Below are 19548 nucleotides of genomic sequence, written 5' to 3' on the forward strand. Positions count from 1 at the left end.
ATAGTAGCAATAGGGTAAGCGTTTTGCTGCTAATGGTTAATCTGTTGCTGGAAAAGGGTTGATCATTGGTTTATATTTGCCGCCATATAATAATAAAATGGTGGCATAATGAACCCTGTTAACACATCTAATACTTCAGCTAATCATGTGGTTAGCCACGAAGCTGTTCAATCATCACATCACACATCTCATTCTAGTAAAGCATGGCAAATGCCAGATACCTTGGTGATTATCTTTTTTGTTGCTATTGCTGCTGCGATTTTGACCTACCTCGTGCCTATTGGCTCATTTCAAACTCAAGATGTCAGCTATGTCGTCGATGGTGTAGAAAAGAGCCGAAGTGTTATTGACCCCAACTCTTTCGTCTATGAAGTGGATGAGCGCGGAGAGCCTATTCTCCAACCTGTCGCACTATTTGAAGGGCATGGTGGCGTTGGTTTCTTCAACTTTGCTTTTGAGGGTTTAGTGTCTGGCTCCAAGTGGGGCAGTGCCATTGGCGTTATTATGTTTATGCTTGTTATCGGTGGTGCCTTTGGCATTGTGATGGCAACGGGCACGATTGATAACGGGATCTTGAAGTTGATTGATGCCACGCGCGGTAAAGAGGGGCTATTTATTCCCGTTATATTTATCCTGTTTTCACTTGGCGGCGCCGTATTTGGTATGGGAGAGGAGGCGATTGCCTTTGCCATTATTATCTGCCCATTAATGATCCGTCTAGGCTACGACGGCATTACCACAGTAATGGTCACCTATGTGGCAACTCAGATTGGCTTTGCCGCATCTTGGATGAACCCGTTTAGCGTTGCAATAGCTCAAGGAATTGCTGGCGTGCCAGTATTATCGGGCTCTGGCATGCGCTTTGTTATGTGGACAGGTTTTACCTTGATGGGTGTAATCTTCACCATGCGTTATGGTGCAAAAGTAAAAGCCAAACCTGAGCACTCGTTTAGTTACCAAAGTGACCAGTATTTTAGAGAAAACCAAAAGCAGGCCAATTTAGATAGCCGCTTTAATCTTGGTGACATATTAGTGTTATCAAGCATAGTCGTGACAGTAGCGTGGATCATTTGGGGGGTGATAGCAAAGGCATGGTTTATCCCTGAAATCGCCAGTCAATTTTTTACCATGGGTATTGTCGTCGGTGTGATTGGTATCGTGTTCAAATTAAATAATATGAACGTCAATACTGTAGCGACAAGCTTTAAACAGGGCGCAGCCACTATGCTTGAACCCGCTGTGTTAGTAGGCTGTGCTTCCGGTATTTTACTGCTGCTTGGCGGTGGCGATGCTAAGACACCTAGTGTACTCAATACCATTTTAAGTGCAGCAGGAGAGTTTATTGGTCAGTTGCCGAGTGTGATGTCAGCTTGGTTTATGTTTGTGTTTCAATCGGTGTTTAACTTCTTTGTGACCTCGGGGTCGGGTCAGGCTGCGCTCACCATGCCACTTATGGCGCCGCTTGCAGATCTCGTTGGGGTCACGCGCCAAGTCGCGGTATTGGCGTTCCAACTAGGTGATGGTTTTACTAACGTACTGGTGCCAACTTCAGCCACCTTGATGGCGACATTGGGTGTATGCCGAGTCGATTGGGGCCAGTGGCTTAAGTTTATTTGGCGCTTTATGCTGGCGTTATTTACGGTGTCGAGCGTGATAGTGATAGTGGCGCACTACATGGGATTTAGTTAGGGAAAAGTAACCATTAAGCGTTGAAGATTCAATTATCTAATAAAAAACGGCATCCTAGGATGCCGTTTTAGTGTGCGTAAAGCGATAGTTAGCGCTTAAATAAGTGCTTATTTAGAACTTCACTTCGCCTTCAACAAACCACTCTCGACCGCGTGCATTGTATATGCTACGTGGGTAGTGTGGCCATGATGTTGCCGTTGGGTCGAAGTTAGGACCTGCATCAAACAAGTTAACGATACCGGCTTTCACTTTAATTGAATCAGAGATAGTGTAACCCGTTGTTAGGTTCCACTTTGTTTGAGAAGCAACTTCATGATCTTCTTCAATAAATACGTCACCAGCGGCTTCAGCAGCTTGTTTGAATGACTTATATTGTGAGCCATGCATGCGCGCTGTGTGGTAAGCGCCAAGTGTCGCCTCGAAGTCTTCAATGAAATAGCCAAGTACTAGGTTTGCACGGTACTGTGGCAGACCACCGTTTTCGATATCGTCTTCAATAGGGTCGCTCTGGCTTAGCTGGTACTCAGAGTTTAAGATATAGGTACCGCTAAAGTTAAGCTTTAGCTCACCAAAGTTGTTTAGATCCCAGTTATATCCCGCAGTTAAGTCAAAACCACGTACTTCTTGGTACGCCAAGTTTTGCGCTGTTGCATTGATATGAGTAATGGTACCTTTATCGTCACGGGTGATCATGTCTTCATACAGCTCATATTCACGAGCGGCTTGTGAAGCACTGATATCACTTACCATGTCGTCCAGTTTCCACTGCCAAAGATCGAACGAGGCGTTGAATGAATCACCGCCCCATACCGCACCAAGATTTGCTGTGTAGCCTGTTTCAGCTTCTAAGTCTTGGTTCGCACCCGTAGTGGTATCGATATGTAGCTCATTACAGATTGCATTTAGGTTTTCATCTGGGTAACTCGTACCCGGTGTTCCGCCCATAGCTTGACACTGTTTAAAGTCGATTACCGTGTTAAAGCCGTTGGTTGGGTCACCATATACACGGTGCATATCTGGAGCACGGAATACTGAGCTCCAAGAACCACGTACCAATAGCTCTCTTAGTGGACGATATTCGACGGCGATTTGTGGTGAAAGATTGCCACCAAAGTTGTCGTAATGGTCGTAACGAAGCGCTGCATCGATTGTTAAAACGTCTAATACTGGAATGCTTAGTTCTGCATAAGTTGCCCAGTTTTTACGTTCACCAGCGCCAGATGAACCACCCTTACCTAGAATGTTGCCATTTTTAGACTCTGAATCTGAGTCTGTTGAGTAGTCTTGAATGGTGTATTCAGCACCGTATGCAAACATCACCTCGCCAGCGTCCATATCAAATAGGGCACCTGTGATGTTAGCTTGAATGTTCTTTTGCGTAGACTGAGCGCGCTCAAAAGAGCTGTAAGAGGCTTTTTCAGCATCTTCAGCGGACATATTTTCTAGAAGTGAATTACCATTCTCGCCAGCTGTAATATAGTTGAACATGCCAGCTACAGTCGCGTTACCGTTACCAAAGACATCAACACTGGTACGGCCGTAGTTAACGGATGCATCCCAGCTATATTCATCAGCAATCATGCCTTCAAGACCGGCGGTGAAGAAGTAGTTACGGGTCTTGGTTTCTGATGTGCGATTACCTAGCTCATGTAGACGGCGAGCATAGTAGTAATCACCATCTTCAGCATTGGCAAAGTCACCATTTAGCGCACTTGACTTATCGTCAAATACTTTGCTTAGGTAGTTATCTGCACCAACTTGACCGTAGCTAACGGTTAATTGATCGCCATCAACGGCAATATCGTAATCATCGATTGCAGATGGTTCGATATTCGTTACTGATTTTGCTTCTGCAAAATCTAAACGACCGACAAAACTTACGTCATCTGCAAGTTCATAGTTAAAGATCGTTGAGCTGATAAAACGTGTGCTTTCAGGTTGTAAGTCGCGCCATTGAGAGCGGTCAAAACCACAGATATTGCGAGCTGAATCCCATAAGAAACCGCCTGCAGTACATTCTTCAGCCGTTAATTGGCGTGCACCATCACCGCTACCTGCGATTCTTGCACCGTATGAGCTGTATTGAGAGTATGGGCTGTGAGGGACTTTGTCTGTATGTAGACCAAAGTTCTCTCTATCTGTCGCTTTTAGTGACTCATTGTCAGTAAATTCGATAAAGCTAGAAACGTTGCCTCTATCAGACGATGCACCTATTGATAGCGCGACACGATCGCTGCCACCGCCACCATTGGTGGTATCACCGTGACGGTACTTAACTGCAACACCTTCAAAGTCTTTTTTCAAGATAATATTGATTACACCACCAACGGCATCGGCACCATAAATCGCTGAACCGCCTGATTGTAAGATCTCAATACGCTGCACCGCTTCCATCGGCAGGTTTGCTGTATCAACAAAGTTATCAGTGCCGCCAGCAGGTTTTGGATATTGGTTTAATCTTTTGCCATTGATCAGTGTCAATGTGCGGTTTGCACCAGCGCCGCGAAGGCTAATAGATGACGCAGCTGGCGTGAAGCCATGAACCGATTGAGTGGTCATAGCACCTGTAGATGAAGTTAAGCTTTCTAAGGCTTCTTGAATGCTAGTAAAGCCTTGATTAGCCATCTCGTCGGCACTTAATACTGTAACAGGTGTTGCTGTTTCCATGTCGCTTCGCTGAATACGAGAACCTGTCACCTGAATGCGTTCTACATTTTCATCATCAACGGCTGCAAGAACTACTGGCGAGCTCAGCGCGGCAGTTGCTGCGCCTGTTGCTAACGCAAAGCGAATGGCTTTGGCCAATCTTGAGTTACGCTTCATATTGTTTACTCCCTTGGAACTTATAATAGTTATATGTTGTGTTTAGGTTCTGCTTCTTAAGATGTTGCAAATTCATCAATGAAGAAGTTCCTTGCGCTGAATGTAACCGCAAGTGCGCAACGGTAGCAACATGCTATTTACAGGTGTCTTTTCTGAATCGATGGCTTTAATTTACCCATTGTTAACATCTGGTTATCCTTGTAGTAACTCGAGTGGTTTAATGGTGAGTATTCGACTGTTGATTGTTGCTGAGCGGTTGCTTTCGGTGGTTGTTTGTAGTCGTTATGTTTCTGCTTTGTTTGTGGCTTGGTGTTGTTTTGGTGTGGTTTTGGTGTGGCTTTGGTTTTGTATACAGGTGAGTAGAGTGTGTGGTGTTCTTATGTGCAAAAAACCTTAATTGTGAAGGTGATCACATTTAAGGTTTGAGCTTGATTCAATGCTGAAGTGTTGCGATATTGTTTTGAGAAGTTTAGTCGCGGATTAACTGAAATTTAAACTGACTCATTTACATCAAGTTTTTTAAATTGTCGTTTTAGCTAAAATGCTCGATTTGTAATGAGCAAGATATTTTATCGCAACATAAGCGACTACCAGCGTGGCTACGATAAGCTCAACTTTAGCGGTGATCAGCAGCTCAAATGAAGTTGTACTAGCGCCATATGTTGAGACTAACCAGTTAACGGTTTTGAATAAGGCCGTTGCACCAATCACCATCGGGAAAGTGAATGCGGCGTAACCTGGCGAAAATGGCAATCTAAGTAAGTGAAAGAAAGCCAAGTAAATGACGCTCGTCATTAACAAAGCAAGTGTTAACAATACACCGACAATAATCAGTGATGGCTGACTTGAAATGGTTAGGTAACCCGCTAACGACAGGCTAGCCGGTGCCGCCAAAATAGCGATGGTAGGTTTAGCCGCATCCGCAATAGGTTCACAGAAAATCAGACGATAGAGCATTACCGGTAGCATCACTAGATAACTTACCATGCCAAAAGTAAGGATGGCATCTGCCAACCATTGATACTGCATTTCTGAACCATGGGGAAAAGAGACCGCAGCGACAATAATTCCGATAGGTGGCACAAACCAGCTCGGCAGCATATGCTCGAGTTTAAAATCGATAGCGCGGAAATAAACGAACATGGTTAGAAACACGATATGAATGGCAATTGCTAATAACCATATCGTGACTGCAACGGCATGATCGAATTGTCCAATGGCCGCAGAAACCACCATTAAGCCCATAGCAAAGGTAGGGATCACGCTGCCAATGACTGGATGAGTCAATTCTTCAATTAGTACCTTTGGATGAAGCACAAACTTGGCGACTAACATCAGCAGCATTACGGACGCTATCAAAGCACCTACCAATTGAGCTTGGCCACCCAAACTTGGCATCATGCTTTCCCATGCCCAGCCTAAACTGGCGATAGCCAGTGCAAGGCCTGCCATAGGGCTAGGTAAACGTGCTACTCGGTGTCGTAGTTTGTTACTTGTTGTGTTCATTTTATTTTCCTGCAATCAATCTTATGAACGTATTTTATAGTGGTAATAAAATAATTAAAATTGAAATGGCATTAAGCTTTGGTTCAATTTTATTTAATCTGCTATTGTCGGCTCCGGCATACCACTTCTAGGTTGTAAATAACGTTTTACTCATCAATTCGCCTAGAATAGCAAATAATAAAAGGCGAGAATTTCTCAGATGGATAATAAGGTTGGCATAACCCATTAAAGGCTCTAGGTGAAAGCCTTTAATGGATATTTCTTGTCTATGGCTTCAGCTTGCAACGTAACAAGGTGTGGCCAAGGCCGATATTGTCAATATCTTCATCAACAAAAAGCCCTGCTTGGCCAATGAGCTTTAGTAAGGTTTTACTGTGGTACATGCGGCTATTGCCATTGGCGATTGCGGTAAAATAGAGTGAGGTGGCGTTGACACAATAGGCACCGGCTTCAAATGGCTGGCGATCCCAGAAGGTTTCTAAGATACACAGTTCACTACCAGGCTTCATCACTGAGGCTGCCCGCTTTAAGATACTCAGAATTTCAGTTTCGGAAAAACAATCTAAAAATTGACTCATCCAATACAGATCGCCATTTTCACAAAAAGGTTTGTTTTCATCGAGTAGATCGGTGACATAGGCAGCCACTCGCTCAGATACACCAGCCTTCAAGGCGTTATCCATTGCGACTTTTAACTGACCAGGTAAGTCCATAATGGTGATCTGAACTTGACTGTCATACCCTGTGCAGGCTAATGCCCACTTTCCTGTATTACCACCGACATCGACGATGTGTTTTGGTTTTGCTTGAAAAATTAACGGCAGCAGTGATTCAAAGGCATGGTCTGAGTAGTAGTGGTCAAACTCAAACCAGCTTTTCTTAATTTGATCGGGTAGCTGGCTTAAACCTGGATAAATCGTTGGCCAATCACCAAGAGAGGTTAATCCTTTAGGCTTACCCTCGATTAATGAGGCTTCAAGTTCAAATAAACCTTGGTAGCACACATCATGGGTAAAGTTTAAATTGGTTTTTGCCATATCATCGTGCAGTAAAAAGTGGCCAATTTTATCTAAAACATACGCGTCTTCATTAAGATAAAGTAGTCCCATGCTGAGACCCATGTCGACCAATACCCCTACGGCATATTCAGATAACTCTGACTGTAGGGCTAAGTTATGTAAACCAATCCCTTTTTCTCCACTTTCAGAGATGAATTGTAATAAGTTAAATTTTAACAGGCAGCGAGCAACTTGAAAGCTGATAGGAGCAAAAGCAATTTTTTGAGCTTCAAATTTTGCGTCAAAAGCGCTAATAGAAAGCGCAGAGCGATAAAAAGACATAAGTTAAACCAACATAAGCTTCGACAATATTCGTGAAGCTAAATTTTACATGTTACAGTTTGTTTATTGTTTGAACTTGATCTGACTTCAGCAGTTAGCTGAGTGTTTCAAGACATTAGCAGCGAGTTTAATAGGGAACTCCAGCGTATTTATCGATTGAAGGAGGCAGATATGCTCGTACCTTTGACCTATGTTGGTCGACAATCAAATCGCAGCGACGGCCAGGCAAGGCGGATTGACATTTTAGAAGCAACATTGCGCTTAATTGTAAAAGAGGGGATCCGTGGAGTTCGTCATCGGGCTGTGGCCAGTGAAGCCAATGTCCCTTTATCGTCAACCACCTATTATTTTGATGATATAAAAGATCTTATCAGTGATTCGTTAACGTATTTTGCTGAAAAAACCTTGTGGATGAATAAGGCCTTAGAGCAGAAAAGTTACGCCTTGGTCGAGAGTGTCAAGCTGGAGCAAGAAACGGCTGATGAGTCGCAGATGAAGGTGTTTATTATTGAAAACCTAAGTCTATTTATCTGTGAGCATATTAAAGAGCAGTTAGCTCATAGAGACGATAGAGTTCTTGAGGTAGCATTTCATGAAGAGGCGTTACGTCATCCACAACTGGCGGCGGCTATCATAGCATTAGATGAAACCTTTCTAGAGAGTATCAAACATTTTTTTACCGGCATGGGATCAAGTTCAGCTAACGCGGATGCCTATCAAATTTTAGCGATTATTAAATTATTGGAGTATCAGTATCTTATTCGTTTTGAAATCGATGAGGAACAGATGCTGGAGATTATTCGTTCGACCGTGAGTCACATAGTCAAAGCGATATAAAGTCAAAGCAATAAAAAACCCAAGCTAATGCTTGGGTTTCTTGGTAACAAACTAATGTTTACTGTACGTTTTCTGCGTCGCTAAACTGGCCTTGGAATAGCGCTGAAGATAAGTAACGTTCTGCTGCTGAAGGTAAAATAACCACGATGTTTTTGCCTTCAAACTCAGGTAATGCTGCGATACGATTTGCAGCAACAACGGCAGCACCCGATGAAATACCGACTAAAATGCCTTCCTCTTTCATCAGACGTTGAGCCATTTCAATAGACTCTTCATTTGTGACAGCTTCAACGCGATCAATAAGAGTAAGGTCTAAGTTGCCAGGGATGAAGCCAGCGCCAATACCTTGAATTTTGTGTGGTCCAGGCTGAACAGTTTGGCCCGCAAGCGTCTGCGCAATAACAGGTGAATCAACAGGCTCGACCGCAACAGAAGTAATCGCCTTGCCTTGAGTGTTCTTAATGTAACGGCTAACACCGGTAATGGTGCCACCGGTACCTACACCGGCAACAACAACATCGACTTCACCATCGGTGTCGTTCCAGATCTCTGGGCCCGTTGTTTTCTCATGGATTTCTGGATTGGCAGGGTTATTAAACTGCTGCAATAACACATATCTTTCTGGATCAGATTGGCGAATTTCTTCAGCCTTATCAATCGCGCCTTTCATGCCTTTAGCGCCTTCAGTAAGAACAAGGTTAGCGCCAAGTGCTTTAAGTAGTTTTCTACGCTCTAAACTCATCGTGTTTGGCATAGTTAGCGTCAATTTGTATCCGCGAGCGGCGGCAACATAAGCCAGAGCGATACCTGTATTGCCTGAGGTTGGCTCAATAAGCTCGTGCTCTTGAGTCAAAAGACCTTTTTTCTCAGCATCCCAAATCATATTGGCACCGATACGGCACTTAACGCTAAAGCTTGGATTACGAGCTTCTATCTTGGCAAGTACTCTACCATTGCTGACACGGTTTAGACGGACAAGAGGGGTGTTACCAATTGTTTGTGAATTATCTTCAAAAATTTTGCTCATGGATTGCTTGCTCCTTTATATGCACAGCTAAATCATAATAGCCTTTGGCGGTAATAGAAGTGATAGTTTGTTCTTCGTTATTCCATTTAGTTATTAAAGCGATTGCTGTTATTCGTAAATGTCAGAGGGTAAATGCATAACACGATGTTAACATTGTGTTTCTTGTGGATGATTCCGCCAGTTAAATTAAGCATTTAGGACAAGATTATTCAGGCTAATGAGGATATTGATGAATCAACAACAAATAAGCAAACATGATGACCCTAAGACCTGGGTAACCCCCTTTGCCTTTGATGTGGCGCCTAATATTTTATATTTACCGCTGGCCAGCCCGCTTAAGCGTGGCTTAGCCATGTTGATTGATGGCCTCTTAGTTGCAGTATTAGCCGACAGTGCAGGCTGGATCTTTGTCTTATTGGTGCTTGGCACGCTGTTTATCCAAAAGCAGAGTAAAAAGGTGGGAAAGTTACTTAAGTGGGGGCTGTACATTCTGATGCTGCTTGCTTTGATTTCGGCGCTTGCGAGTTATTTCTACGAGTCTAAGGTTGAGCCCCCTCGATTGGGTAACTCTATCGCTAACAATGAGGTCGTACTTCAACCTGAAGAGATTGACGTAAATCTTGAAAATCTGGCTGGGTTACTAAATTATGGCCCCGCGATTATTGCTGTGAGCCAGTGCTCTGATTATTCTTGTGCAGAAAAAAGCCTGATTAAATTGCAACAGGCGTTTGCAAAGTCTAGTCTTTCTGCTGCAAAGCAGACACAAATAATCGATGGCTTAGTCGCAGAGTTACCGCTTACCGCAACGCAGAAGCAGCTGTTATCTCAACAGCAGGCGACAGGTAAACCGGTATTGCGACCAACAGAACTGAAAACGAGTGCCGATATAAACGCGGAAATAACTCCTCTCTCTGAAGCGGCCGAAAACATCACCGCCTCTGGTGATACGTTCGAGCAAGATTTTATGTCTGAAATGGGCTTGGAAGAGAGGCTTGAAACACTTGCAGAAACATCACAAGCGTTAGAAAAGCAAACCGTGCAGCTTGGCGACGAGCCCACGGAAGATGACACTTCGTCAACTAGCCCACTTGCATGGTTCAACGGTTTATTAAACGATCTCGGGCTAGGTTTTGGTTGGGCAGCTTTTTACTTTACGGTATTTACTGCTTGGTTTGATGGACAAACCTTAGGTAAAAAGCTGTTTGGGATCCGTGTTATTCAACTCGATGGTACTAAAATTTCACTCTGGGATGCATTTGGTCGTTATGGTGGCTACGCAGCGGGGTTTACTACCGGTTTATTGGGTTTCTTTCAAATTTACTGGGATGCGAATAGACAGGCAATACAAGATAAAATATCAGCAACCGTAGTGATTGATGTGCGTAAGACTAAACATGAAGCGGCACAGGAACACTCACCTATTGATAACTCCTCCGTTAATCTAAGCGTACAAGATGGTGCAAATATTTGACATAATGATACCGTTTTTTATCAACATTGGTTAAGCTTGCCGCCATAAGAAGCGCATAGGAAAATTATGCGACGGCGTAATCATTCCCATTTTATTATGTAGACCTAACATATTCAGTCAAACGAATTGACCGATGTCGCGTCGGTTACAGTTTGTTAACTTAGCATGATAAGGAGTATGGGAAGAAGGAGAGCAAGTTTGCGGATATTATTGGTTGAAGATAGCCTAGTGGTTTCTAGGGTTATGCGGCACCTACTGACTCAAGAATTGTGTTGTGAGGTGGACGTTGCCCCTGATATGGCTAGAGCCAAAGAGCTGTTAGCGCAGAATGAGTACTTTGTTGCAATTACAGATTTAAATCTTCCAGACGCGCAAGAAGGCGAGATCGTTAAATTTGTTCTGGCAAAGCAGATCCCTTGTATTGTATTAACGGGTAGCTGGGACGCCGAGCAACGCGGACGCTTATTGCAACTTGGTATTGTGGATTATGTATTTAAAGAAAATCGCTTTAGCTATGAATATACCGCTAAGCTGGTTAAGCGATTACGCCGAAATCAAAATGTCAAAGTGCTGGTTGCCGATGACTCGGTCGTCAGCCGTAAGTTTATTCGTAGCCTGTTAGAGCAGCATCTATTTCAGGTTATCGAGGCTGACGACGGTGTTTCTGCACTGGAGACCCTTAATGATAACCCTGACATCAGCCTGCTTATCACAGATTATAATATGCCAAGGCTTGACGGCTTTGGCCTCATCATTAAGGTGCGAGAGCGACTGAGCCGTGAAGAGCTTGCGATTATCGGTCTGTCTAGCGACAGTGACGAAAGCTTATCTGCACGTTTTATTAAAAATGGTGCTAACGACTTCTTACAAAAACCGTTCGTACATGAAGAGTTTCATTGCCGAGTGTTAACGACACTGGACTCGTTAGATATGGTCACTAAACTGTGGGAACAAGCGAATCTCGATTATCTTACCAACGTGTTTAATCGGCGCTACTTCTTTAATTTCTATCAAGAAAAGTTAGCTTTGGTTTCTCAAAAACAAGGTTCATTATCGTTGGCATTACTGGATATCGATTTTTTCAAAAAGGTCAACGATACCTACGGCCATGATGTGGGAGATGAGGTGTTAATCGAGTTTTCCTCGAGGTTAAAGCAGTCATTTTCGCAGCACTTTACCGTGGCACGAATTGGCGGCGAAGAATTTGTGGTGGGATTTAAAGGTCTTAATGTCGAAAAAGCTTACGCTTTACTCGATAGATTCCGCATGCAACTTGAGATCACGCCGATAGCAACCTCAAAGGGGCCATTAACGATTACAGTCAGCACCGGAGTGGCTGAATTTGCTGATGAAGAAACCGTTGATGAGTTGCTAAATCGGGCGGATACGGGCTTGTATGAAGCTAAGAGTGCAGGGCGTAACTTAGTTCGTAGTGTAGAGGGGGCGTATTGCTGAAAGTGAGCTGTTATAGCTTAATGGCAACCCACAAAAAGCAGCCAAGAGGCTCAATGCTGGTAAGTTAAGTCCAAAGCTGATGAATAAACAATAAACAATAAACAATAAACAATAAACTAAGAACCCAGCACAAACTGGGTTCTTTGCTTTAAAAACTATAAACCACGAAGCCTCACTTCGTGTCCTCGCTGGTCATTTTTATCTTTCTAAGTCATCAAATTTTCTCTGAGTAACTTGCTTCAGTGAACGGCATTCAGCCTACAATCTGCTTTTTATAATCCACAATGCGTAATTAAGGGCTCACTATTTTCTAGCTAGTATTTGCTCTTGTAACGATGACAAGAGCACCATTTACAACACTATTATTTGAACCATCATTATTTACAGCATCACTAAAGCAACCACGCGTAGCTGACTTTCATAAAGTAGGTCTCTTCGGTTTTTAATATCGACTCGATATTGTCATCAGCCTTGAGTCCATTAGAGTAACCGAGGTAAAAAACACTCTGTGGGTTGAGCTTATAGCCGTATAGAATTTCATTGCCTAGTTGTTGGTAATTTCTATTTGGCTTGCTATACAAGTATAAGTTTGGATCCCGCTCAATATCGGTATAAACACTTGATACACGGATGAAGTTATAGATATCAATATGCCAGCTAAGGCGCAAATCACTTAGATTTGCGGTAAACAGACGACCATCATCAACATCCATAGTGCGATAAACGTGTGAAACATCAAGAGCAATAGAGTCTGACACTTTCCAGTTCACCCCTGGATTAAACATCACTTGCGTACCCAACTGGTCATTCGCAAAGTCAATATCATCGCCATAATTGATATCGAGTTCTAAAAATAGCGTTCGAGTGGGTTTTATGTTGGCGTAAAACCAGCCCATCGTTTCAGTAAACATCTGGGTGTTACCGTCTATGGCTAATGATGCGCCATTATGACGACGGCCAACACGGTCTCGATTGGCCAAGCCAAAGGCGGTATAGCTTTGCCACTGGCCTTGAAACGCCATTTTGGCTTCGGCTTCTTGTTCCAGTTTTTCACCTGCTTGATTATGACTGATATCCCAGTCGCCACGCAGTTCAACTTGGTTAAAAAAGCCCGATTGTGGATACCAAGTGTAGCCTCCACCGGCGACGAACTTAGTGAAATCCACTTTTTCGATAAAACCGAGGTCCGCTCTGAAATCTTTACCAATAGATTGGTATTGGGCAAAGGCATCCCAGTTACGAGTTTCACGCTGATACTTAAGTAAGTACATATCATCGCTAAAGGCGTTGGTTTTTTGGGTACGCAGTACACGTTCATTGACGCCGCAATCGGCAAGATCACAGTTTTCCTTAGGCAAGCAATCATCATTACTGCAAAACTCACGATAAAGCTGCGTTGGATACAAGGTGTCTGATACAACATATTGGGCGACAAAGGTATCGTGATCCGTCGGCTGATATTTAGCATCGACACTGCTGACATAGTTATGGTAATCGTCACTCTTTTTAGCGGTTATCAGAGCGCCAATGGATAGCGGTTTACCAAGATCTAAACGATAGCGACCGGCAACGTTATTACTTTTTTGATCCAGACTGGCAATATCAGAACTTAAATTACCCGGAACGAGAAAGGTGGTACTGGTGTCATTAGCGAGTAGAGTTGCAAAAGTGTGGTCCCCCATTTTACTGGTGAGCTTGAGCCCATAGTCTGGAGAGCCGATATTGCGGGTATACAGCAAATTAAGTTGAGTATCAAAATAGTCTTTATTATCCAGAAAAAAGGCCCGTTTTTCAGGATAGAAGAGAGCAAAGGTACTGTTAATATCTAACTGGCCAGCATCGGCCTCGACCTGTGAAAAATCAGGGTTAATTGTGGCGCTAAGTAAGGTACTTGGGGTTATTCCCCAGCGAATATCTAAGCTCGGCTCAATATTATTGTCGTTATCCCATTCGCTACCTTCTTTATGAGGACGTTTACCATTGCGATTGACCACAAATGATGGAGTGAACTGTAAGTCATTGCCCTGCTCAATATCCGCAAGCCCGGTTGCTATGCCTAATTGGCACAGTTGGCAATTATTGTTTCTATCAATTTTGTGGCTAGAGATACGATGCTCTTCATTGCGAGGATAGAAACGGATAAACTCTACGCCCCACTTTTGATCACTTTTTTGGGCAAAGTTAAGCAACCTTAAAGGAAGCTCGATTTCAACTTGATAGCCATCACTCGTGCGTTTCGCCGCGCTGTACCAAATGCCGTCCCAAGCATCAGACTCAGAGCCGGTTAATTCATTTTCAATCGAGTCCATTTGCACGCCATAAGCGTTAACAAAAAATTGGTAAGCTAATCTTGCATCATTAAAGGTATCAAGTTTTATTCCAACAAGATCGTCACCCCAAACGCTATCTCTATCGCTTAAGTTAGCTCGAATATGCTCAGGGTTTGGGTCCTTAGCTGTAAAAGCAATAAATAAGCTTGATTGGGTGGCGTACACTTTGACCTGAGTTTGTACTGGCGCAGCGATGTTTTCGCCGGGGCGAGTTTCAAACCTGAGCTCTGCAGTAGCCGCTTGTTGCCATTGTGGCTCATCAAACTCGCCGTCAATGTTGATTACGCCTTCAATGGTCGGTATTTGAATATTGAACTGAGAGGCTTGTCCAGCATGTGCCTGGTAGGCAGAAAAAGCACTTAAAACAAGAGCCAAAAATAAAAAGCAAACTTTAATCATTTGTTATAGTTGTTATGGTATTGGTGGCGGGATTGTGCCAGATTTAACGCGAGATTTGGACTGAGGATGTTTAAGATATTGTTACAAAGCTTGTCATCACGTTATGCTGCAATAATGTTAGCGTTCAACTGTAGCATCTTGATTGTTAAGCTGAGCAAGCAATGGATAAGTAATTTGAAAGCCATGTTTTACCATGGCTTTAGAGTGTCAAATGCAAAAATATATAGGGCAGATTTACTCTGGTGCAATCATATCGTTTCGGTATGCGGTGCGATACTTATCAACCCACATGGAGGTTGCGCCACAAATCGCGACCGGCATCACCACGAAATTCAAAATTGGGATCATCGAGAACAGGGTTACCGCCGCACCAAAACTAAAGCTGCTGCCCTTGGTTTGATTGAGGGCAAACTTCATATCTTGGAAAGGGACTTTATGGTTATCAAAAGGATAATCACAATATTGTATCGCCATCATCCATGCGCTAAACAGGAACCATAAAATAGGGGCCACGGTTTGCCCAACAAAAGGGATCCAGAACAGCAGCAAAAATACGATAGCCCTAGGTAGATAATATTTAAGTTTCATCCATTCTCGGCCCATGATCCGTGGCAGATCTTTAATCAGATCGACCCCGCCGCCGGTATTGAGCGGTTTGCCTGTGAGTTGCTGCTCCACCTTTTCGGCCAATAAGCCATTAAATGGCGCCGCCAGCCAGTTCATCACAGAGCTAAACACAAACGACAGTACGACTAATAAGGTCAACACAGCTAAGGGCCACAAGATAAAGTTAAGCCAGCTTAAATAATCTGGAAGTTGGCCTGAAAGCCAGGTAAACACATTCTCTAATTGGCCTATTGCAAAATAGATTAGGCCTGCAAATAACAATAAATTGATTGAAAGGGGAATAAAGACAAATCTTCTAAGGCCAGGCTGTTTAATAAGACTAAAGCCCTCGAGAAAATAATTAACACCGCTTTTTTTTTGTACTTGTTTGGTTTTATTCATAGAAATATTAGGTTGCTAAAATTGCGCATTAGTACGATTGTGAGTCAGTCGGTATTTAATCACAAGTTAAAAGCACTTAATCATCGATAAAAGCGTTACAAAATGCACTGAGCTTTGGTAAAGTTACCCCCTACGCTAGCGCGATGGCTAGCGCTTTAATGCTAACCCTCCAACTTAATCGCTAAAACTTAGCGAGGAAATGACCAAACGGCACCATGAGACTTAAACAGATTAAACTTGCCGGATTCAAGTCATTTGTCGATCCAACTAAAATACCTCTACTTAACCCATTAAGCGCCATCATTGGGCCGAACGGCTGTGGCAAATCAAATGTTATTGATGCGGTGCGCTGGGTATTAGGTGAAAGCTCAGCTAAACATTTGCGCGGCAACTCCATGGCCGATGTTATTTTTAATGGCTCAACGGCTAGACGCCCCGTGTCAGTAGCCAGTGTCGAGTTGTTATTCGATAATAAAGATGGTCGCTTAGCGGGTCAGTATTCAAGTTATCAAGAGATTGCCGTTAAACGTCAAGTAAGCCGTGACGGTGATTCAAGCTATTTTCTTAATAATCAAAAGTGCCGCCGTAAAGATATTACCGATCTCTTTATGGGAACGGGTCTTGGTCCGCGCAGTTACGCCATTATTGAGCAGGGCACCATTTCACGGTTAATTGAATCTAAGCCCCAAGACCTAAGGGTTTTCATCGAAGAAGCGGCAGGGATCTCTCGTTATAAAGAACGTCGCCGTGAAACCGAGAATCGTATTCGCCACACCCGAGAAAACTTGGCGCGGCTTGGCGATATCCGCTCCGAATTAGCCAAACAGTTAGATAAATTAGCCGATCAAGCAAAAACGGCTAAACAGTACCGTGAGCTGAAACAAGCTGAGCGCAAGTGCGACGCCGAGTTGTCAGTATCGCGTTACCATGAGTTGTTACAGCAAACCGCTAAAATCGATGAGCAACTCGGTAAGTTATCATTACAGCAAGCTCAAGTTTTAGCTGAAAAGCAAACAATAGAGCTGAGCTTAACTGAGCTTAATTTGAAATTAAGCGAACTCGATACTCAAGAAGCGCATCAGGTTGAAGACTTTTACCTGACTAAAACGCATATCGCTAAACTCGAGCAGTCCCTAAAGCATCGTGAACAACAAGACGAAAGCCTGAGTCTTAGACTGCAAGAGTTGTCAGCGCAGATGATCTCTTATCGCGCCCGCTTAGCCGAAGATGAAGCTAAACAGACATTGCTAAACGAGCAACAAGCCAATGCGTTACCTGAAGCAAGTCTAATACGGCTGCGGTTGGCTGAGCATGATGCCGAGCTGTCTACCTTAGTTGAGCAACTTGAATATTTAAGCGAGCACTTAAATGGCTTGAATGAAGCACATACTCAAGCGCATCTTGCTTTTGAGATGAATAGTAATCAACTGAGTCATGCTAATACCGATATTACTAGTAAGCATAAGCGGATCGCAAAACTAGAAGAACAAGCACAGCAAACTGCTACAGAGCTTGGATTACTTAAGTCGCAGGATATCACTGAGCAGGTGAGTGAACTTAGCGGCGTTATCGAGCAAGAACGAGAAGTGCTCGATGAACTACATTTTCAGCTTGAAGCAAAACAGCAAACTGAACAAACTTTGCTGGCAGAGCTCGATGATGTGAAAGTCAAACTTGCAGATGAGCAAGGGCGACTATCTGTCGTGTCTCAATTATTACCTGCAGATAAAGACGGCTCTTGCCAAGAGCTATGGCAAGTTATCGATGTTGCTCCCGGTTGGGAAAGCGCCGTTGATATTTTATTGTCTGGGCTATTGAGTGCGCCAGTGCTTTTAGAGAATGGTGCTCACAGTGACAGCCAAGATCATGCTGCTAATCAGCCGCCGTTTGGCTTTGAAGCTGGAATTACACAACTTGCTGCTATTAAAGCACCAGTAAACTTAGCCCCTTGGTTAAGGCATGTCACTTGGGTTGAAACGCAAAATCAAGCAATACTACAGCGAAGCACGCTCAAGGATGACGAGTTAATTGCAACCGCCGACGGATATCTAGTGGGTGTTGACTTTATTATCGAGAAAACTCAAGCCGCTGGCTCTATTGTCGAGCTTAAAAATGAGCAAATTGCCTTGCAGGTTAGTGTCGCTAACAGCCAAGCACGTTTAGTAAAGTTAAGTGAGTCTCTAACTGAGACAAAGTTAATGCTGTCGCCGCTGGTTAGCCAAACGCAGCAAAAGCAGCAGTTGATCCAAACCAAGCAGATAGAGCTTGCAAGTTTAAGCTCACAACTTCGCTCACAGCAACAATCGATAACCGATATTGCTTCTAGGCTTGTTAGTGTTGAACAAGAGTTGAGCGAAGCTAAGCAAGAGCTACAGGCTTTTCAACTGAATGTAGAACAGCGTCAGCAGCAACATCATTTACTCAATGAGACACTCGAACAGACCATGCGCGCTAAAACTCATGGTCAGCAGCAAAAAGCACAAGTCGTTGAAAAAGTGGCGCAGTTAAAACCGTTACGACAGCAGTTAGACGCAAAAGTGACACAAACCTCATTGAGTGAGCAGGACTTGCATACTCAGCTGGTACTCATTGAGCAGCAGGTTAATCAACATAAGCTGCGTGTACTAGAGCTTGAACAAACTGAACAGCAACTGCATAAGCAGTTAGATGCTAAAGACAGCGCGCAGGAAGAGGGGAAGTCCCAATCTCTTAAAGAGCAATTAGATCAGGCCCTACACGCGCAACAAATTAAGCAAGAAGCATTAACAGTGTTAAGACAGCAGCAAGCTCAGTTGCAGGAACTGTGCGATAGTGCAGGAACGAATCAAAAACAACAGCTTGCGAAGTTAGAAGACTTGACTCAATCCTCCAGCACGTTAAAGTTACGTCGTGAGGGGTTAAAAGGTCAAATTGATAGTCAGCAGCGGTTGCTAAACGAACAAAATGTTGATGTTGAACTGATTCTATCGACATTAGACGATAAAAAGTCCATGTTGTGGCGTCAAAAAGAGCTAGAAAGACTCAGAGCAGAGATAGAAGAGTTAGGGGCTATCAATTTAGCGGCTATTGAAGAGTACGATCAGCAAAATCAACGTAAGTTGTACTTAGACAGTCAAGATGACGATCTTAATGCGGCGCTAACCAGTTTAGAGGAAGCAATCCGTAAGATCGATAAAGAGACCAAGAGTCGCTTTAAAGAGACCTTCGATAAAGTGAATACCGACCTAGGGATCCTGTTTCCTAAGGTCTTTGGTGGTGGTAGTGCTTATTTAGCCTTAACTGATGATGACCTATTGGAAACGGGTGTGACCATTATGGCCAGGCCACCAGGTAAGAAGAATAGTACAATTCATTTACTTTCTGGTGGAGAAAAAGCACTAACCGCTTTATCATTAGTTTTTGCTATTTTTAGATTGAATCCAGCACCATTTTGTATGTTGGATGAGGTTGATGCACCTTTGGATGATGCCAATGTCGAACGTTTTTGTCGTTTGGTAAAAGAGATGTCCCAAAGCGTACAATTTATATATATTAGTCACAACAAGATCACCATGGAATTGGCGGATCAACTTATCGGTGTGACTATGCATGAGCCCGGTGTATCACGCATCGTGGCAGTTGATATAGATGAAGCGGTGGCATTAGCCGACGCTGGATAAACAT

The 19548-nt window shown here is 43.5% G+C and carries 11 protein-coding genes; 5 read left to right on the forward strand and 6 right to left on the reverse strand.

Features of this window, described 5'->3' with window-relative positions; genetic code table 11:
* Window positions 1-108: 108 nt before the first annotated feature.
* Window positions 109-1689: a putative basic amino acid antiporter YfcC gene (gene yfcC / locus ACVBIL_RS06940; protein ID WP_447166249.1), complete on the forward strand. Its 1581-nt coding sequence runs from the start codon at window positions 109-111 to the stop codon at window positions 1687-1689.
* Between the two features lie 111 nt (window positions 1690-1800).
* Here yfcC and ACVBIL_RS06945 read toward each other — a convergent pair whose 3' ends face one another.
* From ACVBIL_RS06945 to ACVBIL_RS06955, 3 genes are all read right to left on the reverse strand, one after another.
* Window positions 1801-4512, reverse strand: coding sequence for a TonB-dependent receptor domain-containing protein (locus tag ACVBIL_RS06945; RefSeq protein ID WP_447166250.1), 2712 nt, complete (start codon window positions 4510-4512; stop codon window positions 1801-1803).
* Window positions 4513-5031: 519 nt separating this feature from the next.
* On the reverse strand, window positions 5032-6018 hold the full coding sequence (locus ACVBIL_RS06950) for a TDT family transporter (RefSeq protein WP_447166251.1): 987 nt from the start codon (window positions 6016-6018) through the stop codon (window positions 5032-5034).
* A 266-nt stretch (window positions 6019-6284) separates the two neighbouring features.
* Window positions 6285-7358 carry a methyltransferase gene (locus ACVBIL_RS06955; protein ID WP_447166252.1) on the reverse strand — a complete coding sequence of 358 codons (1074 nt, stop codon included), beginning with the start codon at window positions 7356-7358 and terminating at the stop codon, window positions 6285-6287.
* A gap of 171 nt (window positions 7359-7529) precedes the next feature.
* Here ACVBIL_RS06955 and ACVBIL_RS06960 point away from each other — a divergent pair, with 171 nt between their 5' ends.
* On the forward strand, window positions 7530-8195 hold the full coding sequence (locus tag ACVBIL_RS06960; protein ID WP_447166253.1) for a TetR/AcrR family transcriptional regulator: 666 nt from the start codon (window positions 7530-7532) through the stop codon (window positions 8193-8195).
* Window positions 8196-8253: 58 nt separating this feature from the next.
* On the opposite strand, the gene cysK is transcribed toward ACVBIL_RS06960, so the two are convergent.
* Entirely contained in the window at window positions 8254-9222 is a 969-nt protein-coding gene (gene cysK / locus ACVBIL_RS06965) for a cysteine synthase A (RefSeq protein ID WP_447166254.1), read from the reverse strand.
* Between the two features lie 229 nt (window positions 9223-9451).
* Here cysK and ACVBIL_RS06970 point away from each other — a divergent pair, with 229 nt between their 5' ends.
* On the forward strand, window positions 9452-10693 hold the full coding sequence (locus ACVBIL_RS06970) for an RDD family protein (protein ID WP_447166255.1): 1242 nt from the start codon (window positions 9452-9454) through the stop codon (window positions 10691-10693).
* Between the two features lie 198 nt (window positions 10694-10891).
* Window positions 10892-12148: a diguanylate cyclase gene (locus ACVBIL_RS06975; protein WP_447166256.1), complete on the forward strand. Its 1257-nt coding sequence runs from the start codon at window positions 10892-10894 to the stop codon at window positions 12146-12148.
* A gap of 392 nt (window positions 12149-12540) precedes the next feature.
* Here ACVBIL_RS06975 and ACVBIL_RS06980 read toward each other — a convergent pair whose 3' ends face one another.
* Window positions 12541-14877, reverse strand: a complete 2337-nt coding sequence (locus ACVBIL_RS06980) for a DUF5916 domain-containing protein (protein ID WP_447166257.1) — start codon at window positions 14875-14877, stop codon at window positions 12541-12543.
* A 234-nt stretch (window positions 14878-15111) separates the two neighbouring features.
* The gene (gene cysZ / locus ACVBIL_RS06985; protein WP_447166258.1) at window positions 15112-15885 is read right to left on the reverse strand and encodes a sulfate transporter CysZ; all 774 of its coding nucleotides are present in this window, start codon (window positions 15883-15885) and stop codon (window positions 15112-15114) included.
* A gap of 215 nt (window positions 15886-16100) precedes the next feature.
* On the opposite strand from cysZ, the gene smc reads away from it, so the two are divergent.
* A complete protein-coding gene (gene smc, locus ACVBIL_RS06990; RefSeq protein WP_447166259.1) occupies window positions 16101-19544 on the forward strand; it encodes a chromosome segregation protein SMC in 3444 nt (1147 codons plus the stop codon).
* Window positions 19545-19548 lie beyond the last annotated feature (4 nt).

The organism is Shewanella sp. 125m-7 (assembly GCF_052977045.1).